We start from the raw sequence: 20,924 nt of genomic DNA, 5'->3' as shown, positions 1-20,924 counted from the left end.
GTGCGGTACGCAACACATGATTCTCCCGCTTGCCTCGCACGTCAACTGGGAATCTGCTGCGATTTTGCCTAGGTACGGTGGCGTGATGTCGACTGAAATCACCGTCCGCGGGTCATACGCCGCTTTCCAGCAGCCCGAACGCGGGACAGCCCACGTTTCGATCAGTTACGAGGGCGCCGACATGGAGCCCGTCTACGAGCGGGTGGCAACCGACCTGGAGGCAGTCAAGGCCTCGGTGCTCCCGCTCCTCGATGGTGAGCGCGGCCCGGTCACCTGGTGGTCGGCCGAACAGTTGCGCACCTGGTCGGCGCATCCGTGGAACTCCGACGGCGAGCAACTTCCGCTGGTGCATCACGCCAGCGTCGGTGTCCAGGTGAAGTTCCTTGACTTCCAAGCGCTTTCCCGCTGGGTGGGCCAGCACGTCGCGGACACCGAGGGCTTCCGGCTCGCTCGCGTCGAGTGGGCGCTCACGGTGAAACGGCGTGACGAGTTGGCCAAGGAGGTTCGCACCCGGGCCGTGCACGATGCCGTCACCCGCGCGCAGCAGTATGCCGACGCACTCGGGCTCGGCACGGTCGTGCCCGTGGCGATCGCCGATGTCGGAATGTTCAAGGCGGACGGAGGTTTCATGGCTCCCCAGCCTCGCGCCATGTCGGCCGCGCGCAGTGTCCCCGACGTCGAATTCGTGCCCGCGGACATCGAGGTCGCGGCGGAAGTCGACGCGCGCTTCCTTGCCGAGGAACGCTAGGGCATCGGAAAGGCGTCAGCGCCAGCGTCGCCCGCCGGGATGACCGGCAGCGTCAGCACCGACGGACGCGCCGCGTCGTGCAGGATCGCCTGGGTCGCGGGCCGCTGAGCGGTGCTCTGCCCGAACGGCTCCCCGGTATTCGGGTTCGGGGCGAACTGCGGATAGTCGCTGCTCGAAATCTCGAGCCGGATGCGGTCGCCGGACCGGAACTCGTAACTCGTCGGCCAGATCTGGATCCGGTACTCGTACGGTTGCCCGGGTACCGCCGGTTCGGGCTGCGACAACGACTGCCGGAACGGAGTGCGGATGATGCCATTGTTGAGGTTGATGACTTCGCCATCCGGGCGCACGGCCGTCAGCTTCGCGGTGAAATCGGTGTCAGGAGCTGATGACTCGGCCCACAGGTCGACGGTGACGGGACCCGTCACCTCGGTGTCGGCTGCCAGCGGCACGCTGCTGTAGACCAATACGTCGGACCGCTGTTCGACGGGCGTCTGATCGTAGGGACCCTGCGGGCCGGAGTGTGCGCCGCAGCACGAGTGACCGCCCAGGCTCGGGGCAGGGTAGGCCGGGTCGTAGACGTAGCGGTCGGGATCCTCGGCACCTGGTGGCTCGGTACCGAGCGCGCCCTCGTGGTCGGGCATGCCTCCGACGCCGGACAAGTAGTACTTGGTCCACTGCGTCTGGGGCAGTGGCCAACTCGTCGAGGTCTTCCATTTGTTCGCACCCATCAGGAAGTAGTCGACGCGCGGTTTGGTCGACACCCCGTTGTCACTACCCTTGTTCAAGCCCTTGAGGAAGTGGTCGAACCAGTCGAGCATCAGCTCGTTGATGGGGCTGTCGGCGACAGGACCGATGTCCTTCAGCATGGGTGCGGGCTCAGAATCCGCACGGCCCCAATCGACGTGGTCCCACGGCCCGATGACCAGGCGCTGGTTGTTCCGCGCGTTGGCGGTTGCACCGTGCTCGACCATCCCGGTGAAGTTCTCGACGCCGCCCGCGAGGAACGCGTCGTACCAGCCTTCGAAGGCCAGCACTGGAACCTTGACCGCCGAGTATCGGTCACGAATGCTGAACTGCCGCCAGAAGTCGTCCCGCGTGGAGTGGCGGATCCAGTCGAAGTACCACGGTGCGACCGCAGGGTTGTTCGGCTGCAGCGGTGGCAGGTCCTTGAACGGTCGGTGGTCGAGCCACTGCGTCGAATTGGCCGCGGCCGCTTTGAGTTCGGCGACCGTCGCGGTGTCGCCGCGGTTCTCGGCGGCCGTGGTCGCGATCGCCGCGATGGACCATGGTTGGACGAACGCCAGTCGGAACTCACCGCCCTCGTAGGTCCAGCCGTCGTAGTAGTCGGAGGCGGTGTTGGCAGGCACGATGGTCACCAGGTGCGGTGGCGTGGTGACGGCCGCGAGCCACTGCGTTGCGCCGACGTACGAGGACCCGTACATGCCGACCTTGCCATTTGAACCCGGCAGCGCGGAAGCCCACTCGACCGAGTCGTAACCGTCGTTCTGGTCGTGGGTGAACTCGCTGAACACCCCGTCGGACTTGCCCTGACCCCGGATATCCTGCACGACAACGAGATAACAGTGCGACGCGAACCACTCCGGCGGCTGATATCGCGATGGCGTGACCTGCGCGCCGCTCTTGCCGTACTGCGTGCGCATGAGAATGACGGGGCTGGGCTCCGAGGTCTTGGGCCGATACACGTCGGCCCGCAGCACGGTGCCGTCGCGCATCCGAGCCGGGACGTCCTCCTGCTTAGTCACCGCGCAGGGCCCACGCCCGGTGGCCTGCGGCGGTTGCGCTTTGCCGCAACCGCTGAGCACCAAGGCCACGCAGAGGGCGAGCGAACAGCCGCGGGCAGCAATCAGACGCACCCCGATCACGCTACGGCGCTGGGCTAGTAGGCGAGCTGATTCACCGCATGAGCGAACACGCGGGGCAACGCGGTCGCGGCAGGCACGATGCGGCTCCGGATCGACGCGTGGGCGCTGGCCCCGACGAGCGCGGCGGTCAGCAGCCGGTAACGCCGCGTCATTCGGCGCCATCGGCGGTCGTAGTCCGCCGTGCTGCCGGCGACGATGCAGTCCACCAACAGTTCGGCGGCGCCGAACGCCAGACCCATCCCCTCACCGGTCAACGCGTCGATGTATCCGGCCGCGTCGCCGACGAGCAGCACCCGGCCCGCCGTCCGGCTGCTGGCCTTCTGCCGCAGCGGGCCTGCCGCCCGGTCCTGCCCGTGGGCGAGCCCGTCGACCCGGTCCTTGAGTGCGGGGAATTCGTCGAAGTGACTGTCGAAACCGCCACGGGTAGCACTGAGGATCGCGATGCCGACGCAGTCATCGGCCACTGGCGTCACATACGCCTCGGCGCCGGGGGCCCAGTGCACCTCGACCGACTCGGTCCACGGCGCGAGCTCATAGTGACGGCGGATGCCCCACCGACGCGGACCCGAGCACGGTTGCGACAGGCCAAGTGCCGAGCGGATCGGCGAATGCAGCCCGTCGGCCGCTGCGAGATAGCTGGCCCGAAGGTCGCCTGCACGCACCGACTCCGTGTCCTGGGTTACCTCGCCGATGTCACCGTGGACGAACCGTACGTCCGCATCCTCGGCGGCCTCCCGCAGCGCCGCGTGCAAGACCGTCCTGCGGACCCCGAGCCCTGTCCCCGCCCGGAATGTCGAATCGACGCGCTTGGCTCCGTCGACGTAGGTGATCCCGCGCAGGGTCCTGCCCTTGGCGACGACGCCAAGTCGATCGAGGTGAGCGAGCGTGTGCGGCATCATGCCCTCGCCACAAGCCTTGTCCAGCACGCCATCCCGACGCTCGACGACCACGACCTCGAGCCCGGCGCGGGCGCCATACAGCGCAGTGGCCAGCCCCGCCGGACCCCCTCCGCCGACGAGCAGGTCGATCACGTCAGGCTCGCCAGCGCGTCGTTCTCGACCTTGAGCCTGGTGCGCAACAACGCCGCGTTGAGCACCGTGAACACCAGCGCCGTGATCCAGGCGGTGTGCACCAGCGGCAGCGCGATGCCCTCGACGACGACCGCGACGTAGTTCGGATGCGGCACCCATCGGTACGGGCCGCCCTCAACGCGGGACGCTCCTGGCACGATGATCACCCTGGTGTTCCACTGTGGGCCGAGCGTGGTGATGCACCACCAGCGCAGGACTTGAGCGGCCACCACGACGGCCAGCATGGGCCAGCCGAGTTCGGGGATGAAGGGCCGGTGCAGGACGAGCGGCTCGACGAGGCAACCCACCAGCAGCCCGACGTGAAGCACGACCATCACCGGGTAGTGCCCGGCCCCGAACTCGGAGCCACCGCGGGCCTGGCTCCAGGCCCAGTTCCTCTTGGAGACAACCAGTTCCACCAGTCGCTCGACGCCGACCACGGCGATCAGCAGTACATACCAAGTCATGCGATCACCGCCAGCGCAGCAGCACTAGCTCGGAGCAGAACCCCGGGCCCATCGCCATCATCAGGCCGGGGGTACCCGCTTCAGGGCGTTTGGCGATGGTGTCCCGCAGGACGTGAAGCACCGACGCCGACGACAGGTTGCCCACCTCGGCCAGCGAGCGCCAGGTCAGTTCGAGTGCGTCGTCGGACAACCCGAGGGTGGCCGTGATGGCCTCGATGACCTTCGGCCCACCGGGATGGCTGACCCAGGTGCCGATGTCGTCGACCTCCATGCCGTGGGCCGCAAGAAAATTCGTGACATCGTCGCCGAGGTACTTCTCGACCACCTTCGGCACGTCGGGGGAGAGCACCAACCGGAAGCCGGTCGAGTCGACGTCCCAGCCCATCGTGCGCTGCGAATCGGGGTAGAGGTGGCTGCGCGAATCGAGCACCTCCGGACCGCATGCGCCGATTTGCTCGGCCCGCCGGTCCCCGACCACGACGACTGCGGCCGCCCCGTCGCCGAAGAGACTGCTGCCGACCACGGTAGCCATCGACGGATCGCGCTTTGGCACCAAAGAACACAGTTCGACGGCGAGTAGCACTGCGACACCGTCGGGTGCACCCCGCAGATAGTCGTGGACCCGGGCCACTCCGGCGGCTCCCGCGACGCAACCAAGCCCGAACATCGGAACTCGACGCACGTCGGGGCGTAGCCCGATAATCCCTGCGATGCGGGCGTCCAGCGTTGGCACCGCCAGGCCGGTGACCGTCGTCGTGAAGATGACGTCCACATCGGAAGGTTCCAGGCCGGCCTCCTCCAGCGCGCCCAATACGGCGGCGCAACCGAGCTCGACGGCATGTTCGATGAAGACGTCGTTGGCTCGGCCGAAGTCGTTGAGCTCGGCGTAGTCCTCGAGCGGCAGCACCATGTGGCGGCTGTCCACTTTGGCGCTGGCGTGCAGCTTCCGGATTGGCTCGGCGTACTGCGCGTAGCCCGGAATCTGCAGTAGTGCTTCGGTCACCTCGGCCTGCGTATAGCGGTGCGGGGGTAGTTCTCCTCGTACGGCGGCGATCACGCTCATGGAATCCTCCTCAATGTGGACACGACGTCCGCAACCTCTTCGTTCAACGGACCCTGAAGCTCGGAGCGGGCACCCTTGGTCGCTCCGGCGATGCTGTGGTCTCTCGTCTTCACTCCGTCACCGTGATCGAGCCCGAATCGATCGTGAATTCGGCTCAGCCACTTGGGTGCCCACCAGTTCCAGTCGCCCATGACGTGCATGAATGCGGGCATCAACACCATTCGGACCAACGTGGCGTCGGCCAGCACGGCCAGCGTCAGGCCGAGCCCGAACATCCGCATGAACGACACTTCGGCGGCGATCAGCGCGGCAAACGAGATGGACATCACAACGGCAGCGGCGGTGACGACGCGACCGGTGCGCGCGATCCCCAGCGCGACGGCCCCGTCACTGTCGGCTCCGGTCTTTCCGGAAGCGAGCCAGTACTCCCTGATCCGCGACACCAGGAAGACCTCGTAGTCCATGGACAGCCCGAAGGCGATGCAGAAGAGCAGTACCGGGATGTTCGCGACGAGGGTCCCGGTCGCCGTGGTGCCAAGGCCGCCGAGGTGCCCCTCCTGGAAGATCCACACCATGGCTCCGAACGCCGCAGTCAGCGAAAGTAGGTTCAGTACCAGCGCTTTCACAGGCATCACGACGCTGCCGGTCAGCAGGAACAGCAAGGTGAACATAACCGCGGCGATCAATCCGAGCACCACTGGCAGCCGGGACGTGATGGCGTGCACGCTGTCGCCGTTGACTTGCGCGGTTCCGGTGAGCAGCACCGGCCGATCACCAGGGGTCGGCAGCGCGTGCAGCCGATCCAGCTGGTCCTGCGAGCGGTCGGAGAACAGCGGAGCCGTGCTGTAGATGGTCAGATACGCACTTCCACGTGCCTCCGTCGGTGGTGACACCGTCGAGACGTCGGGCACTCGCGACAACTCGGAGGTGTACCGATCGAGGTCGCCGGCAGATAGCCCCGCGGTGTTGGGAATGACGACCGTGACCGCTGTCGCGGAGTTGTCGACGAACTCGTTGCGCAACTGGTCACCGACCTGGTGCGCCGACGCGGTGTGGGGCAGTACCCGGTCGTCGGGGAAGCCCCACTTCACGCCGAGGAAGGGCGCACCGAGCAGCAGCAGGAGCGCCACGACGGCGACGCCAACGGGCGCGGCGCGGCGCATGACCAGCTTGGTGGACCGGTACAGAAGCTGTTGCTCGATGAGGCGTGGGGGGCCGGCCTTGCCCAGCACCCGTCGAATGTTCAACGCGTCCAACCGATCTCCACACAGCACGATGGCAGCGGGCGTCACGAACAGGGCGGCCAGCGCGGCAAACGCCACCGTGGCCACTCCGGCGTAGGCGAAGGACTTGAGGAAGTGCATTGGGAAGACCAGCATCATCGCCATCGACAACGCGACGATCGTGGCCGAGAACAGCACGGTGCGGCCTGCCGTCTCCATCGTTCGGATGAGCGCCTGGTCGCGGCCGGCGCCGTCGGCTAACTCGTCGCGGTAGCGGCTGATCATCAGCAGCGTGTAGTCGATCGCCAGCGCCAGGCCCATCGCAGCGCTGAGGTTGAGCGCAAAGATCGACACGTCGGTGAAGAACGTCACGCCGCGTAATACCGCGAGCGCGCCAACGACCGCCATGACTCCAACGGCGACGGGCACGGCGGCCGCGAGCAGTCCGCCGAACACCCAAACCAGCACCAGGAAGCTCAGCGGAATCGCCAAGGATTCCATCCGAAACAGGTCCCGTTGCGACTGCTCGGTGATCTGGGCGTTGACCATGGCCAACCCGCCGGCCCGGACGGTCACGCCGTCGCGGTCGTGGACCAACACGTCGGACAACGCCTTCGCGTAGTCCTGGGACTTCTGCTCGCCGCCGGTGATCCCGGCGACGATGAGTCCGGAATTGCCGTCCTTGCTTGCCAATTCGGCGGCGGCCTGGGGTGGCGACGTCCACACCGACGACACTGCGGCCACGTGCGGCGAGCGCTTCAACATCTCGACGATGTCGGTGCCGACGGCGCGTGCCGGGCCGCTCTGATAGCCGTCCGGGGAGGAGACGATGATCAGCAGCTGCGCATCGCCTTGACCGAACTTGTCGGTCATCAGCTTGGTCGCGGTGGCCGACTGCGACGTCGGGTCCTCGAATCCGCACGCGCACAACGTCTTCGCGACCGGTACGCCGAAAAGGCCTGCTGCGATGGTCACCAGCGCGGCGATCACCAGGAACCGTCGTGGTGATGCGATGGCGTGCAGCGCGATCCGCTGCAGTGCGGTGCGTGCGTGGGCGGGATGGCTCATGATCGGCTCCTCACGCGGTTGCGCTATGTCAACAAGTGGTGACTTAAGACACTAGGCCACCGCGGACACCATGTCAACAGTTGGTGACTTAGTGGCGGCTTGGCTGCTGCGCCGCGGCATACCCGCAGGTCATGGAGGCGACTACGGTCGGAGCGTCGGGCGCGATCACGCCACGAACTTACGTTGGCGACTTCGGTTCGTGGGGGCTACGTCAGCGGGTTACGCCAGCGGGTTATGTCAGCGAGCCGCGTACGCGACCGTGCCGAACGGCCATGCGCGGGCCAACCAATCACGGACGGCGGCGTAGAGCACGGCGTCCAGCGCGGCGTGGTCGGCGCGCACCCAAGAACGGACCGACGCATCGTGCGGATCGCCCGGCTCGGGCGGGTAGATGTACACGCAGCCCAGAACCTCGGAGGCGTCCGCATCGTTCGGCGGGAGGACGGTGTAGGTGAAACCCGTCCGCGCGGCGAAGTCGACCGCGTGCTGCTCCAGGTCGGCCAGGTTCTGGTCGGCAGGCATGCCGTGCGGCCACGGCCGTCCCGCGAAGCCCGGGGTGGCCCTGATGTGCTCCATGCTCGAAGCCCACGCGGCGTGGTCGGCGGCATTGTGTTCCGGACCTAGCGGCGCCAGGTGGAAGCCGTGCCCGGCGAGCTCCAGCGGCACGACGAAATCGGCGGGCACGAAGGGCCGCTCACTCATGTCGGTTCACTGATCTTCACCAACATCTTGCCGATGTTCGCCCCGGTGAACAGCCCGTTGAGGGCATCGACACATGACTCGATGCCGTCGTAGGTGGTCTCCAGGTGGACGAGCAGGCCCTGCTCCTCCCACTTCCGCAGTGCGGTGAACGCCTCGTCGAAGCGTCCCCACTCGTCGAGCGCGTTGAAACCCTGCATCGACGCGGTCTTGGCCAGGAGGTTGACGTAGTTGGCAGGCCCGGGGTGCTCGCCGCTCAGATAGCTCGAGATGACCCCGCACAGCACGACCCTGGCCTTGGGCGCCAGCCGGCCGAGCGCTGCGTTGAGGATGGGGCCGCCGACATTGTCGAAATAGACGTTGATTCCGCGGGGACAGTGCTGTTTGAGTGCCGCCGCGACGCCCCCCTCGCGGTAGTCGATGCACGCCTCGAACCCGAAGTCGTCGACGACGGCGCGGCACTTCTCCGCCCCGCCCGCGATGCCGATCACGCGCGCGCCCGCGATCTTGGCAATCTGGCCGGCCACCGATCCCGTTGCGCCCGCCGCGGCGGATACCACCACCGTCTCCCCCGCCTGAGGCCGTCCGATGTCGTTCATGCCGAAGTACGCGGTGGCGCCCGTCGGCCCGTAAATGGACATCACCGCGGGCTGGTCGATGTCATCCATGCCGGTGACCGGGGTGCAGAAGATGTCGTCGCGGACGACCACGTACTCCTGGAACCCCGTCAGCGTGGTGACCACGTCGCCGACGGCATAGGCGGCACACCGTGAGGCCACCACCTCGCCGATGCCCGCCGCACGGATGACCTCGCCAAGCTGCACCGGCGGCAGGTACCCCGGCACGTCGTTGAGCCAGGTCCGCGCCGCGGCGTCGAGTCCGACGTAGGTGGTCCGGACCAGCGCCTCGCCCTCGGCCGGTTCGGGCGCCTGCGAGGTGACCAGTTCGGTGTCCTCGCGTTGGACCAACCCGGTCGGGCGGCGGCGCAGCAAGATCTGGCGGTTCATCAGCTCGGACACGTAGCCGAAAGTACCTGAAACGCTGGTTGTTTCGGGCCGAAAGCGAGTTCACATAGAATGTGCCCATGGAAGGCGGTGCCCTGCAGGACTTCAATGCGCCAAGCGGGCTGCTACGAATCGAGGACTGCCTGGGTCCCGACGGCGGCGTCCTCCTGCCGCCCGGCGTCACGTTGAGTGCGCTCATCGACCGGAACATCGCGAACGTCGGCTCGTCGGTGGCCTACCGCTACCTGGACTTCAGCCGCTCGGACGAAGGCCAGCCCGTCGAACTGACCTGGGCCCAGCTCGGCGTTCGGATGCATGCCATCGGGGCTCGTCTGCAACGCGTCGCGACTCGCGACGAACGGGTGGCCATCCTCGCGCCGCAAGGCCTCGAGTACGTCGCAGCGTTCTACGCGGCGGTCAAGGCGGGGCACATCGCGGTGCCGCTGTTCGCACCCGAACTACCGGGCCACGCCGAACGTCTCGACACCGCACTGCGCGACTGCAGGCCGTCGGTCGTGCTGACGACGGTTGCGGCGACCGAGGCCGTCGAGGGGTTTCTCGACAACGTCCCGAGTGACCGGAGGCCGCGGCTCGTCGTCGTGGATGAGATCCCCGACTCCGAGGCGGACGCGTTCGTCCCCGTCCGGATCGACGTCGACGACGTTTCGCACCTGCAGTACACGTCGGGCTCGACCCGAGCGCCGGTCGGTGTGGAGCTCACCCACCGTGCCGTCGGTACCAACCTGATTCAGATGATCCTCTCGATCGACCTGCTCAATCGAAACACCCACGGCGTCAGCTGGTTACCGCTGTATCACGACATGGGGCTTTCGATGATCGGGTTCCCTGCGGTGTACGGCGGGCACTCGACGCTGATGTCACCGACGGCGTTCATCCGAAGGCCGCAGCGGTGGATCCACGCGTTGTCGGCCGAGTCGCGGGGCGGCCGCGCCGTCACCGCGGCACCCAACTTCGCCTACGAGTGGACCGCCCAGCGCGGGCGGCCGGGGCCCGGCGACGAGGTCGACCTGAGCAACGTCGTGCTGATCATCGGCTCCGAACCGGTCAGTGCCGACGCGATCAAGACCTTCAACGAGGCGTTCGCGCCCTACGGTTTGCCGCCGACGGCGATGAAGCCTTCGTACGGCATCGCGGAGGCCACGCTGTTCGTCTCGACCACCGATCCCGCCGCGGAGCCGACGGTGACGTACTTCGACCGGGACCAGCTGACCGTCGGCCGCGCGGTCACCGTCGCCGCCGACTCCCCCGGCGCCGTCGCGCAAGTGTCGTGCGGGCAGATGGCTCGCAGCCAGTGGGGCGTGGTCGTCGACCCCGACACCGGCGACGAACTACCCGACGGGCGAGTCGGCGAAATGTGGTTGCAAGGCAACAACATTGGCCGCGGTTACTGGGGAAGGCCCGAGGAGACCCTGCACACGTTCGGGGCCAGGCTGCGGTCGCGGCTCGACGCGGGCAGTCACGCGGACGGGTCGGCGACGGAGCGGACCTGGCTGCGCACCGGCGACCTTGGGGTGTACCTCGACGGTGAGCTCTACATCACCGGTCGGCTGGTGGACCAGATGCTCCTCGAGGGCCGTCACCACTATCCGCAGGACATCGAGGCCACCGTGGCGCAGGCGTCGCCCATGGTGCGGCAGGGCTACGTCTCGGCGTTCACCGTGCCGGACGAACGACTGGTCGTCATCGCCGAGCGCGCGACGGGCAACGGGCGCGCCGATCCGCAGCCGGCCATCCAGGCGATCGAAGCGGCGGTGTCACGTCGGCATGGGCTAGCCGTTGCCGACGTCCGCATCGTCCCAGCGGGCACGATTCCCCGCACCACCAGCGGCAAGCTCGCCCGTCAGGCGTGCCGGACCCAATACCTCGATCAGACGTTGGGCGTGCACTAGCGCGCGGCCACGACCGCTGCGCAGATCTCGACGACGGCGCACCCGGGTTACCGCTAGCCGGTAGTGCGAATGGCAGCAGGCCGTGACGACATCGCTCGTCAACCGCGAAAGGCTAACCACGTCAACTCGATAGGCCTGCGTGGTGCGGGCCCCAGGAATGGAGCCAGGTCGTGGAATTCATCTTCAAGGACGAGGCATTCAAGTTCGAGACGTTGCGCGCCGCCGGTTTCGCAGGTGATGCCGGCGCAGACATCGGCGAGGTCATCGTCACCACGGCGCAGATCCCCGAGGGCGACGAGGACGCCTGGACCGCGGCCTGGCGAGCGACCGCCGACCGCACCGCCCGACGCGGCGAGGCCTCGTTGAAGGTCGGCGATACCGTCAGCGCTCGCGAGGCGTTCCTCCGCGCCTCGAGTTACTACCGTTCCGCGGAGTTCTACCGCCGGGCCGATCCATTGAATGACCCTGCAGTCCTTGAACTCTCGCGGCTGTCCAAGGACTACATGGTCGAGGCGGGCAACCTGCTCGATGGGCCGTTCCGGGAAGTCACCATTCCCTACGCCGACGGTGAAATGCCCGGCTACCTGTATCTCGTCGACGACAGCGGAAAGCCTCGTCCCACCGTCATCTACACAAACGGCTTCGACTCGACGCGCGAGGAGGGTTACTTCGTCATCGGCGCTGCCGCACTCCGCCGCGGCTACAACTTCCTCGCCTACGACGGCCCCGGTCAGGGCGCGATGATTCGCGAAGCGCACGTGCCGTACCGGCCCGACTGGGAGCACGTGCTCGGCCCGGTCGTCGACTACGCGCTGACACTTCCCGAGATCGACGCCGACAGGATCGTGCACTTCGGTTACAGCCTCGGCGGCTATCTGGTGGCGCGGTACGCAGCCCACGACCACCGTTCGGCGGCGATCGTCTGCAACGACGGGATGACGACGTTCTACGCCTCCTACCCACCCATTCCGGACGACGTGCTGTGCCTGATCGAGGACGGCCGCGACGCCGAGGCGATGCCGTTGCTCGACACGATGATCAAGGACGACACCAACGCCCGCTGGGGATTGCAGAACGGCGTGTGGGTGAACGGCGTGGCCAACTTCGCCGAATACGTCCGCAGCACAGCCGATTACAGCCTGACCCTGGATGACATCCGGAGCATCGAGACGCCGGTGCTCTTGCTCGAGGGTGAGGACGACAAGGTGTTCGCGGGTCAGGCCGCGGTGGTCGCCGCCGAATTACGGGCGCCCCACGAACATATCGTGATGCGTGATGCAGACGGTGCGGGCCAGCACTGCCACGAAGGCGCGATGTACCTGCTCCATCAGACCGTCTTCAACTACCTGGCCAAGACGCTGCGGTAAGCGGCCGGCCCTTTCACGCCGCGCTCCGACAGCACACCCGCTCCGCAATGCAGTATCGCCGGCGATACTGCATCCCAGGAGTATGTGTCCTCCCACGCTCGTGACTGATGCGACTCGTGAGGCTAGGCCACGAACGTCACGCGGTGAAGACGTCGATGGGGCGCACCGTTTGCAGCATGACTACGGGGATATGTCGACTCGTCGACCGCTGGTAGGCCAGGTAGGGCGGGTACAGATGCGTCATGTACGCCCACACGTCGTGCCGTTCGTCGCCCTCGGGCTCGCGCCAGGTGGCCTCGAACGCCTGGGTGGCGACCTGGACGCCGACGGTCTCGCTCGCCACGATGTTGAGGTACCACTCGGGATGGGCATCGGCGCCACCCTTGGACGCGACGACGACGAGTTCGCCGCCGACGTTTCCGTAGATCAACGCCCTGATATACGTCTTGCCCGAGTTGCGTCCTACGCACCTGATCAAACAGTGCGTCGTCATTTCCCGGCCACCCACCGCGCGCAGGTCCAGGATGTGGCCCTCGGTGCCGCCCGAGCTGAGATAGGTCTCGAGGTGCTCCTTCATGAAGTCGCCCCGGTCGGCCCGGATCTCATCAGCGTCTGTGTTGCCCATGGCTCAGACCGTACGTGGCAGCGCCCGAATGGCGGTCCGGATTGCGAGGTAGATCAGCGACGAGGTCACCAGGAAGATCGGCCATCCCATCGCGATCCGCGCCGCGGCGAGCAGGCCCGCCTGGTCGGTGTCGTACAGGTAGTACTGCACGACGAACCGCATCCACGACACGGCGGCCATCAGGATGGTGACGAGATCGAAGGCCCGCAGCACCTGAGGCACCCGTCGCCAGGAGTCGTCACGACCCGTTACCCACGCCCAGCCGACCCCGACGAGCGGGCGCCGGACGAGCACCGATGCGGTGAATGCGATAGCCAGCGCCAGATACATCCAGATGCCAGGCAGATAAAAGTCCTTGGCCTGGCCGGTGACGAACGCAAGGCCGGCGCCGAGCGCGACACCGGCGAATCCGTACAGGGCGGGCCGAATCGACTCGCGCCGCACCAGCTGCCACCCCAGCACTAGTGCCGCGACGCCAAGTGCTGCAGTGCTGGCCCACTCGAGGTCGAGGAAGGCATTCGCCACGGCGAACGTGGTCACCGGCAGCGACGAATAGACCAGTCCGCTGACCCCGCCTGCGCGTGCCAACAACGCGGCGATGGGCGTGGGACTGTCCATCCCACCGAGAATACGTGCGTGCCCGATAGACCTAGACTCCTCGCGTGAGCGCCATCCCCGTCATCGCATTGACCGGGTACCTCGGCGCAGGCAAGACCAGCCTGCTCAACCACGTGCTGCGCGCGCCAGGCGCCCGGATCGGCGTGGTCATCAACGACTTTGGCGACATCAACGTGGACGCCGCGCTGGTGAGCGGCCAGGTCGACGAACCCGTCTCGATCGCAGGTGGCTGCGTCTGCTGCCTGCCCGACGACGGCGGTCTGGACGAGGCGCTCGAAAAGCTGACGGACCCCCGGCTGGAATTGGACGCGATCATCGTCGAGGCCAGCGGGCTCGCCGATCCTGTCGCGGTGTCGCGGATGATCCGCTTCAGCGGAGTCGAACGGGTCCGGCCAGGTGGCGTCGTCGACGTCATCGACGCCGTCACCCACTTCGACGTCGTCGACCAAGGCGGCCTGCCGCTGGCCCGGTACGGGGCGGCGTCGCTGGTCGTCGTCAACAAGCTCGACCAGTTCCCCGAGCACAGCAGGGCCGCCGAGGTGGAACGCATCGAAAAGCGTGTGCGCGAACGCAATCCGCACGCGCACGTCGTCGGCGCGATCGGCGCAAGAATCGATCCCAGCCTGCTGTACGACGTGTCCGAAACCGACGAGGGCCCAGGGCAACTGACCTTTCGGGAACTGCTCCTCGACGCTGTGGAGGACGACGGCGCCCCCGCACATGCCGATCATCACGACCACGTCCACGCCGACTCCGTCACGGTGACCAGCACCGGCGGCATCGACCCCGGCGCGCTGCTCGACCTACTCGAAGAACCCCCTGCGGGCGTGTACCGGGTCAAGGGCACCGTCGCCGTGCGTTACCGCGAGCGTGAACGCAACTACGTCGTCAACCTGGTCAGCTCGTCGATTCACGTCGCGACGGCACCATCGACGGCGCGCGCGAACTGCCTGGTGGCCATCGGTACCCATTTCGACGTCGACGATGTGCGCGCCCGCGTCGAAGCCGCACTGCGTCCCCACGACGGCCCGGTGACCGCGGGCCTGCGGCGACTGCAGCGGTACCGGCGGCTCAGCTTTTAGAGGCTCAGCTTTTAGCGCGCAGCGTCAACACCGTGAGCTCGCTCGGGGCGAACACCCTGAACGGCGGGCCCCAGAACCCGGCACCTCGGCTGGTGTAGAGCTGCGTGCGCTCGCCGTGCCTGCTCAACCCGCGTACCACCGGCTGATCGAGTCGCACCAGGAAGTTGAACGGCCAGATCTGCCCGCCGTGCGTGTGCCCGGAGACTTGCAGGTCCACGCCTGCCGCGACCGCGCGCGTGATCTGTTTGGGCTGGTGCGCGAGCAGCAGCACCGGCGCCTCCGAGTATGCGCCGTCCAGTGCCGCAGCCAGGTTCGCACCGTGTCCGACGTCGCCTGACCCCTTGGCCGTCGCGTCGTCGACGCCAGCGACGATGAGCTTGTCACCGCCGCGTTCGACGACGACGTGCCGGTTGTGAAGCGCTTCCCAGCCGATGCGCTCCATGTAGTCGAGCCACTCCTGCGCCTCGTAGATGTATTCATGGTTGCCGGTGACGTAGACGCGGGCCAGCTTCGCCCGCACAGACGCCAGCGGCATGGCCTGAACCTCCCGCACAGCCACGGTCCCGTCCGCGATGTCGCCTACGTGGCAGACGATGTCGGCGTCGAGCTCGTTGACCCGGTCCGTCACCGCTGCCGACCAACGGGTGCGGTCGATCGGTCCGTAGTGCGTGTCGGTGATCAATACGACCCGGAGGCCATCGAGCCCAGCGCCGAGGCGGGGGACGACGACGTCGACGCGTCTGGTGCGGGGCACTCGCATTGCCTCGGCATAGCCCCACCCCAACAGCACCACCACGACGCCGACGAGCGCGGCTGCCGCGATCCGGGACCTGTCCGGATCATCGACACCGGAGCCCAGCAGTGCGAGCCGTAGCAGTTGTGCCAGCACCGACCAGACGAACAGCACCCAGATCGCGCCGAGCAGCGCGTCACCGGTAACAGCCGCCCAGTCCAGGCGCCTTCGGCCGTGCCCGAGCATCATCATCGCGGGCAGCCCGACGAAGGCCGCCGCGAAGGCAAGCGTGCCGACGACCACGACGGGTGCCGGCCACCGGGTCCCCGCCGAGAGCAGCGTCCACCATGGCACGCCGAGCAGAAGCAGCAGGATCACGAACACAGGCACCAGGCGCAGCCACCGGCGCCGCGAACGTGCGGGCGGAGCCGATTCCAGCGCAGCGGTGTGGGGGTCTGACATCGCGGAACGCCTCTATCCGGGTCGTCGGGATTACCGCGAGGGTACCTACGTCGCGCGCCCCGGTCCGGGCGTGCAGTGCGGCAGCCAGCGTGGTGGCCACCTTAGCGTTACCTTAAGTTTCCCTTACTTTTCTTAATTTTGGGCTAGGGTGGGTTCCACGCGGCGCAACGGCCGCCGAGCGTGACGGGAGCGGCGACGCATGCAAGCGGCTAAGCAGTCCACCGGTGAACACGCCGTCGTCATGGGCGCAGGAATGGCGGGTTTGCTTGTCGCCCGGGTGCTTTCGGAGTTCTACCGAACGGTCATCGTAGTCGAGCGGGACGTGCTCCCCGGCGCTCCGGTGGCGCGCAAGGGCGTTCCGCAGGGCCGCCACATCCACAGTTGCCTGAGCCGCGGTACGCAGGTGATGGGCGAGATGTTCCCCGGGTTACTCGACGAGCTGGCGGAGGCGGGCGCGGTCGTCATCGACGACGGAGACTTGAGTCGGATACACGCGCGAGTGGGTCGCCACGAGTTCAACCCATCGGGGCGCTTCGCCGACCCTGCCGCGCTGGTACTCCACCTCGCGAGTAGGCCGTTTCTGGAGTTTCACGTCCGCAGGCGAGTCGGGTTGCTCGACAACGTCGCGATTCTCGACAACCACACGCTGGTCGAACCCGTCGCGCACGCAGGCTCCATCACCGGGGTGCAGGCTGTTGACAGCGACGGTGTCGGGATGGAGCTCGAGGCCGACCTGGTCGTCGACGCCACTGGCCGGGCCTCCCGCATTCCGGCGCTGCTCGAGTCGCTCGGATACCCGGCGCCCAGCGAGCAGCGCAGCGCGGCGAACTGGGCATACTCCAGCCAGCTGATGAGCATTCCCGACGGCGAGTTCGTCGAACGGATGGCCATGGTCAATCCGGGAACCGGAAAACCACGGGCGCTGCTGGTGGCCAACGAGCACGGACAATGGATGCTGGCCGTCGGTAGGGCCAGCCACACCGGAGCACCGCCCACGGACTTTGCCGGCATGCTCGCCGCCGCCGAAGAAGTCATGCCGCCGTCGATCGCGGCAGGGCTCCGGAGCGCGAAGCCCCTTGCCGACGTCACGGTGTTTCGAAATTCGGTCTCCGTGTGGCGACGGTACGACCAGCTGAACCGCTTTCCGGCCGGCCTGTTGGTGGTCGGGGATGCATGGTGCAGCCTGAATCCGATCTACGGACAGGGCATGACGATGGCCGCGCTGGACGCGTTGGCCCTGCGCGACTGTCTACGGGCAGGACGTGCCGACCTCGCGCGGCGCTTCTTCGCGCTGGCCGCCGAGCGCATTGGCCCCGTGTGGTCCGTCAACCGAGTCAACGACGGTGGCGCGAGTTCCGCCCGCAGCTCACGGTCGGTGACGCGACGACTGGGGCGCTGGACCCTCGACGCAGTGCTGCAGGCCGCCTCGACCAACGTCGCGGTGGCCGAACAACTCCTACGCGTCAACAACCTCGTGGATCCACCGGCCCGCCTCCAGAACCGGGCGCTGCTTCCCCGAATCCTGTTCGCCAAGCTCCGGCATCCGATCAAGTAAGGAACGACATGCAACCAAGGACAACGGGACCTTCGACAAAGGAGCCCAGCGTGGTACTGGTGACCGGTGCGTCCAGGGGCATCGGCGCGGAGGTCGCGCAGCAACTGGCCGACCCCGCAACCCACGTCCTGGTGAACTACCGGGAAAAGGCCAAGCGCGCCAGCGGGATCGTGGACGCGATCCGCCACTCCGGCGGACAGGCCTCGCTCGCCGGAGCCGATCTGTCCGACGAAGCCGCGGTCAAAGCGATGATCGACGAACTGACCGTGCGGTTCGGTCGCTTGGACACGTTGATACTCAACGCTTCTGGAGGCCTGGAGCGTGGCGCCGACCCCGGCTACGCCATGCGGATCAACCACGACGCACAACTTCGGCTCGCACGCATGGCCCTGCCGCTGATGCCCGTCGGAGGGCGCATCGTGTTCGTCACCAGCCACCAAGCCCACTTCTACCCAAGCAAGCCCGTGCCCGAGGACTACGTGCCGATCGCCAAGAGCAAGCGGGCCGGTGAAGACGCGTTGCGCGACATGCGGGCGGAGTTCGACGCACGAGGCATCAAGCTGGTCGTGGTCTCCGGCGACATGATCGACGGGACGATCATCATCCGGCTCCTCGGGCGTCGCGATCCCTCCGCGGTGGCGGCCCGACGGGCACATGGCGCACTGCCGACCGTCGGCGAGTTCGCGTCGACGATCGTGTCTACCGCCCTGGCGCGAGACCTGCTGGCCGACACCGTCTACGTCGGCGGCCCCGACTACCTCGCGTCCCGCCCTGACAAGGTCGTAGCCTGGTGAACATCTGGTGAACAGCTGATCCGCATCGGTTGACCCAAAGGTATTGCGCTGACGGGATTTTCACGGTGACCACGCCCAGCGCCTGCCGCGGCATCCGGCACAGGAAACCGTCGCAGAAGAACAATTCGCGACTGATTATGACTTCCGACCCACCAGGCATTATCGTTGCGCGCGGTTTGTCGTCGACTCAGGAACTCCCATATGCCTACTCAACCCGCCCTGTTGCGTGCGCCGTCCGCCCGCAGACGGCGCATCGCTCCCCGCATGAACTTCCCGATCGTCGGCCAGAGCTTCGACATCGAGCTCACTCGCGAACTGGGTGGGTGGCTGATCGAGATCCCCGAGATCGGAGCCTCCACCCGCGCCAGGCGCCGGGCCACCGTCGAATTGGCGGCCCGCGAGTGCATCGCGACCCAGACCGGCATTCCGATCGGCTACGTCGCCATCTTCGTCACCAGCGAGCACGGTTAGCCCTCCTTCACGAGATTCCGAATCGCGTGATGAGCGGCAGGTCCACCGCTAGCCTGCAGTCATTCATGTGACGAAGGGACGACGATGACGTCGCTGGCCGATCCGCGGGACCGACTAGTCGGATTGGCACGCGGAATGCGCGACCTGGTACGGGCGCACGCCGCCGAGTCCGAGACCTTGCGCACGCTGGCACCGGCGGTCGTGGACGAGATGTGGGCCTGCGGCCTGATGACGTCGTTCAACCCCAAGGTCGCGGGCGGACTCGAGCCGTCGTTCGCCGAGATGATCGAGACCTGGATCGAAATGGCTTGGCAAGACGGTTCATTCGGCTGGATCGGAATTGCCAACATGCCGTCGTCGTTCGCCGCGGCGGCCTACCTCCCCGACCAGGGTTTCGCAGAAGTGTTCACCGCCAACGACAATCGCGTCACGATGGGCGGTCAGTTCGCGCCCAACGGGCAGGGCGTGGTCGTCGACGGCGGCTACCGTCTGACGGGGGCATGGAGCTTCGGCTCAGGCACCGGGCACTCCCAGTACGTGGCGGCCGGCTTCATCCCGATGGACGACGGCGAGATTCGCTGGATCAGCGAGGGCGTCCCCGAGCTCATGGTGGCCTTGCTGCCGCGCGCCGAGATTGAGTTCACCGACGGCTGGAATGTACAGGGCCTCAAGGGCACCGGGTCCTACGACTACAACGTCGCGGACGCGTTCGTACCCGAGCACCGTGCCTTCCGGCTGTTCACCCGCGAGCCCCTGCGGGGCAGCTCACCCGCGGGACGGATGGGCATGATGGCCATCACTGCGGCGGGCCATGCGGCGTGGGCGCTCGGCGTGGCCAAGAGCATGCTCGATGACGTCGAGGAACTCGCCGCCACCAAGTACCGGATGAGTGACGTCGGAGAATCGCTGGCCAGCCGTCCGACCTTCCAGAAGGGACTGGCCCATCACGTGGCCGCCTGGCGAGCCGCGCGCCTATTGGTGCTCGATGCCTTCACCACCGCCGAGGCCGTCGTCGCCGCAGGCGAAGAGCTCACGCCCACCCTGCGCGTGGACATGCGGGTCGCGGCGGTCTACGCCACCGACGTCGCGCGTGAGTGCGCGCAGTGGGCCCACCTGGTGGCGGGCACCACGGCGATCCGTGAGGGCAGCCGTTTGGAGCGCGCCTTCCGCGACGTCTACACCGGTACCCAGCACGCCTTCATCAGCGAGAAGGTGGCCATCGATTCGGCGCAGGTCTGGCTCGGCGTCATCGAGGATCACTTCTCGCTCTGACTCACGCGATCTGCCGCTCCGCTACCTCGGGGATACGCCGACGGCTCGCCACGTCGGCCAGCGATACGCGCAACCGCTGGCGGGCTCGCGCCACTCGCGACATGACGGTGCCCAACGGCACGTTCATGATGGCGGCGGTCTGAGCGTAGGTGAACCCTTGAACGTCGGTGTAGTACACCGCCAGCCGAAAGCCCTCCGGCAGCGCGTCGAGCGCGGCCTTGATCTCGTTGTCCGGGAACGCATCCAGCGCTTCCGCCTCCGCCGAGCGCGCACCAGAAGAGCCCCGCGCAACGTTGGCGGCCAGTTCGTGTTCGGTGATCCCGTCGACCGGCACCTCGGTTGGGCGCCGCTGCTTGTAGCGATACGTGCTGACCCACCGGTTGTGCAGGATCCGGAAGAGCCACGCTTGAAGGTTGGTCTCCGCCTTGAAGGTTCGAAAGCCTGCGTACGCGTGCAGCAGAGTGTCCTGAAGCAGATCCTCCGCGTCGGCCTCGTTGCGGGTCAGCCGCCTGGCGCCACGGTGCAGCACGTCGAGCAACGGCAGCGCGTCACTCGTGAAGCGGGCGTCCAATTCGAGTGTCGTCGTCATGATGGGTGCTCCAACGTTCTGCTTGTCGGCCTGTGCTGATCTGGTGAATTCAGCCTGGTGGTTTGGTGCGCCGTTCGAACCCCGGGAAGTCCGTGGTCAACCTCCGGACTACGGACACCGGGCCACTCACAACGGTTGGACCAAGCCGGTTCCATCCCGTCGCCGACGGATTCGGCTCGAGGAAAATGCCTTCCGCGTGGCGGCGTTCTGGATGGTGC

The 20,924-nt window shown here is 67.1% G+C and carries 19 protein-coding genes; 8 read left to right on the top strand and 11 right to left on the bottom strand.

Features of this window, described 5'->3' with window-relative positions; genetic code table 11:
- Nucleotides 1-85: 85 nt before the first annotated feature.
- The gene (locus SLQ30_RS14740) at nucleotides 86-748 is read left to right on the top strand and encodes an SIMPL domain-containing protein (protein WP_319450194.1); all 663 of its coding nucleotides are present in this window, start codon (nucleotides 86-88) and stop codon (nucleotides 746-748) included.
- Here the strand turns inward: SLQ30_RS14740 and SLQ30_RS14735 are convergent.
- The 7 genes from SLQ30_RS14735 to SLQ30_RS14705 all read right to left on the bottom strand — a co-directional run bounded on the left by SLQ30_RS14735 (nucleotide 745) and on the right by SLQ30_RS14705 (nucleotide 9,231).
- On the bottom strand, nucleotides 745-2,484 hold the full coding sequence (locus SLQ30_RS14735; protein ID WP_319450299.1) for a CocE/NonD family hydrolase: 1,740 nt from the start codon (nucleotides 2,482-2,484) through the stop codon (nucleotides 745-747). The two genes, SLQ30_RS14740 and SLQ30_RS14735, sit on opposite strands and share 4 nt — an antisense overlap.
- A gap of 164 nt (nucleotides 2,485-2,648) precedes the next feature.
- Entirely contained in the window at nucleotides 2,649-3,665 is a 1,017-nt protein-coding gene (locus SLQ30_RS14730; protein ID WP_319450195.1) for an NAD(P)/FAD-dependent oxidoreductase, read from the bottom strand.
- Nucleotides 3,662-4,171 (bottom strand): isoprenylcysteine carboxyl methyltransferase family protein, encoded by a 510-nt coding sequence (locus tag SLQ30_RS14725; RefSeq protein WP_319450196.1) that lies wholly within the window; start codon nucleotides 4,169-4,171, stop codon nucleotides 3,662-3,664. Before SLQ30_RS14725 ends, SLQ30_RS14730 begins: the two co-directional genes overlap by 4 nt.
- 4 nt (nucleotides 4,172-4,175) lie before the next feature.
- Nucleotides 4,176-5,234, bottom strand: a complete 1,059-nt coding sequence (locus SLQ30_RS14720) for a type III polyketide synthase (RefSeq protein WP_319450197.1) — start codon at nucleotides 5,232-5,234, stop codon at nucleotides 4,176-4,178.
- Nucleotides 5,231-7,525 (bottom strand): MMPL family transporter, encoded by a 2,295-nt coding sequence (locus tag SLQ30_RS14715; protein WP_319450198.1) that lies wholly within the window; start codon nucleotides 7,523-7,525, stop codon nucleotides 5,231-5,233. Before SLQ30_RS14715 ends, SLQ30_RS14720 begins: the two co-directional genes overlap by 4 nt.
- Nucleotides 7,526-7,762: 237 nt before the next feature.
- Nucleotides 7,763-8,227, bottom strand: a complete 465-nt coding sequence (locus SLQ30_RS14710) for a hypothetical protein (RefSeq protein WP_319450199.1) — start codon at nucleotides 8,225-8,227, stop codon at nucleotides 7,763-7,765.
- Nucleotides 8,224-9,231, bottom strand: coding sequence for an NADP-dependent oxidoreductase (locus SLQ30_RS14705; protein ID WP_319450300.1), 1,008 nt, complete (start codon nucleotides 9,229-9,231; stop codon nucleotides 8,224-8,226). The genes SLQ30_RS14710 and SLQ30_RS14705 overlap by 4 nt, the downstream gene beginning before the upstream one ends.
- Nucleotides 9,232-9,308: 77 nt before the next feature.
- On the opposite strand from SLQ30_RS14705, the gene SLQ30_RS14700 reads away from it, so the two are divergent.
- Together SLQ30_RS14700 and SLQ30_RS14695 are read left to right on the top strand one after the other, a co-directional pair.
- Entirely contained in the window at nucleotides 9,309-11,138 is a 1,830-nt protein-coding gene (locus SLQ30_RS14700) for a fatty acyl-AMP ligase (RefSeq protein ID WP_319450200.1), read from the top strand.
- A gap of 170 nt (nucleotides 11,139-11,308) precedes the next feature.
- Nucleotides 11,309-12,505, top strand: coding sequence for an alpha/beta hydrolase family protein (locus SLQ30_RS14695; RefSeq protein WP_319450201.1), 1,197 nt, complete (start codon nucleotides 11,309-11,311; stop codon nucleotides 12,503-12,505).
- A gap of 136 nt (nucleotides 12,506-12,641) precedes the next feature.
- Here SLQ30_RS14695 and SLQ30_RS14690 read toward each other — a convergent pair whose 3' ends face one another.
- Both SLQ30_RS14690 and SLQ30_RS14685 read right to left on the bottom strand, forming a co-directional pair.
- The gene (locus SLQ30_RS14690; protein WP_319450202.1) at nucleotides 12,642-13,130 is read right to left on the bottom strand and encodes a nitroreductase/quinone reductase family protein; all 489 of its coding nucleotides are present in this window, start codon (nucleotides 13,128-13,130) and stop codon (nucleotides 12,642-12,644) included.
- Between the two features lie 3 nt (nucleotides 13,131-13,133).
- Nucleotides 13,134-13,748 (bottom strand): DUF3159 domain-containing protein, encoded by a 615-nt coding sequence (locus SLQ30_RS14685; protein WP_319450203.1) that lies wholly within the window; start codon nucleotides 13,746-13,748, stop codon nucleotides 13,134-13,136.
- A 44-nt stretch (nucleotides 13,749-13,792) separates the two neighbouring features.
- Here SLQ30_RS14685 and SLQ30_RS14680 point away from each other — a divergent pair, with 44 nt between their 5' ends.
- Nucleotides 13,793-14,830 (top strand): CobW family GTP-binding protein, encoded by a 1,038-nt coding sequence (locus SLQ30_RS14680; RefSeq protein WP_319450204.1) that lies wholly within the window; start codon nucleotides 13,793-13,795, stop codon nucleotides 14,828-14,830.
- A 4-nt stretch (nucleotides 14,831-14,834) separates the two neighbouring features.
- On the opposite strand, the gene SLQ30_RS14675 is transcribed toward SLQ30_RS14680, so the two are convergent.
- Nucleotides 14,835-16,025 (bottom strand): metallophosphoesterase, encoded by a 1,191-nt coding sequence (locus tag SLQ30_RS14675; RefSeq protein WP_319450205.1) that lies wholly within the window; start codon nucleotides 16,023-16,025, stop codon nucleotides 14,835-14,837.
- Between the two features lie 199 nt (nucleotides 16,026-16,224).
- Between SLQ30_RS14675 and SLQ30_RS14670 the strand changes: the two genes are divergently transcribed.
- The 4 genes from SLQ30_RS14670 to SLQ30_RS14655 all read left to right on the top strand — a co-directional run bounded on the left by SLQ30_RS14670 (nucleotide 16,225) and on the right by SLQ30_RS14655 (nucleotide 20,117).
- A complete protein-coding gene (locus tag SLQ30_RS14670; RefSeq protein ID WP_319450206.1) occupies nucleotides 16,225-17,580 on the top strand; it encodes an FAD-dependent oxidoreductase in 1,356 nt (451 codons plus the stop codon).
- An 8-nt stretch (nucleotides 17,581-17,588) separates the two neighbouring features.
- Nucleotides 17,589-18,374, top strand: a complete 786-nt coding sequence (locus tag SLQ30_RS14665; protein WP_319450207.1) for an SDR family oxidoreductase — start codon at nucleotides 17,589-17,591, stop codon at nucleotides 18,372-18,374.
- A gap of 276 nt (nucleotides 18,375-18,650) precedes the next feature.
- Nucleotides 18,651-18,845: a long chain fatty acid-CoA synthetase Faa4p gene (locus SLQ30_RS14660; RefSeq protein WP_319450301.1), complete on the top strand. Its 195-nt coding sequence runs from the start codon at nucleotides 18,651-18,653 to the stop codon at nucleotides 18,843-18,845.
- Between the two features lie 84 nt (nucleotides 18,846-18,929).
- Complete coding sequence (locus tag SLQ30_RS14655) at nucleotides 18,930-20,117, top strand: acyl-CoA dehydrogenase family protein (protein WP_319450208.1); 1,188 nt, start codon at nucleotides 18,930-18,932, stop codon at nucleotides 20,115-20,117.
- Nucleotide 20,118: 1 nt separating this feature from the next.
- On the opposite strand, the gene SLQ30_RS14650 is transcribed toward SLQ30_RS14655, so the two are convergent.
- Complete coding sequence (locus tag SLQ30_RS14650) at nucleotides 20,119-20,706, bottom strand: sigma-70 family RNA polymerase sigma factor (protein WP_319450209.1); 588 nt, start codon at nucleotides 20,704-20,706, stop codon at nucleotides 20,119-20,121.
- Nucleotides 20,707-20,924: the final 218 nt, after the last annotated feature.

It is taken from the genome of Mycobacterium sp. RTGN4 (genome assembly GCF_033804635.1).
In the GTDB taxonomy this organism is placed as follows: Bacteria; Actinomycetota; Actinomycetes; order Mycobacteriales; family Mycobacteriaceae; genus Mycobacterium.
The sequence above is the reverse complement of the archived record's forward strand: the minus strand, read 5'-3'. Positions and strand labels throughout refer to the sequence as shown.

Coding starts and splice junctions, on each gene's coding strand:
- SLQ30_RS14740 (WP_319450194.1), top strand. CDS start 86: ATGTCGACTGAAATCACCGTCCGCGGGTCATACGCCGCTTTCCAGCAG.
- SLQ30_RS14735 (WP_319450299.1), bottom strand. CDS start 2,484: ATGCGCGACGGCACCGTGCTGCGGGCCGACGTGTATCGGCCCAAGACC.
- SLQ30_RS14725 (WP_319450196.1), bottom strand. CDS start 4,171: ATGACTTGGTATGTACTGCTGATCGCCGTGGTCGGCGTCGAGCGACTG.
- SLQ30_RS14720 (WP_319450197.1), bottom strand. CDS start 5,234: ATGAGCGTGATCGCCGCCGTACGAGGAGAACTACCCCCGCACCGCTAT.
- SLQ30_RS14715 (WP_319450198.1), bottom strand. CDS start 7,525: ATGAGCCATCCCGCCCACGCACGCACCGCACTGCAGCGGATCGCGCTG.
- SLQ30_RS14710 (WP_319450199.1), bottom strand. CDS start 8,227: ATGAGTGAGCGGCCCTTCGTGCCCGCCGATTTCGTCGTGCCGCTGGAG.
- SLQ30_RS14705 (WP_319450300.1), bottom strand. CDS start 9,231: ATGAACCGCCAGATCTTGCTGCGCCGCCGCCCGACCGGGTTGGTCCAA.
- SLQ30_RS14700 (WP_319450200.1), top strand. CDS start 9,309: ATGGAAGGCGGTGCCCTGCAGGACTTCAATGCGCCAAGCGGGCTGCTA.
- SLQ30_RS14690 (WP_319450202.1), bottom strand. CDS start 13,130: ATGGGCAACACAGACGCTGATGAGATCCGGGCCGACCGGGGCGACTTC.
- SLQ30_RS14685 (WP_319450203.1), bottom strand. CDS start 13,748: ATGGACAGTCCCACGCCCATCGCCGCGTTGTTGGCACGCGCAGGCGGG.
- SLQ30_RS14675 (WP_319450205.1), bottom strand. CDS start 16,025: ATGTCAGACCCCCACACCGCTGCGCTGGAATCGGCTCCGCCCGCACGT.
- SLQ30_RS14670 (WP_319450206.1), top strand. CDS start 16,225: ATGCAAGCGGCTAAGCAGTCCACCGGTGAACACGCCGTCGTCATGGGC.
- SLQ30_RS14665 (WP_319450207.1), top strand. CDS start 17,589: ATGCAACCAAGGACAACGGGACCTTCGACAAAGGAGCCCAGCGTGGTA.
- SLQ30_RS14655 (WP_319450208.1), top strand. CDS start 18,930: ATGACGTCGCTGGCCGATCCGCGGGACCGACTAGTCGGATTGGCACGC.
- SLQ30_RS14650 (WP_319450209.1), bottom strand. CDS start 20,706: ATGACGACGACACTCGAATTGGACGCCCGCTTCACGAGTGACGCGCTG.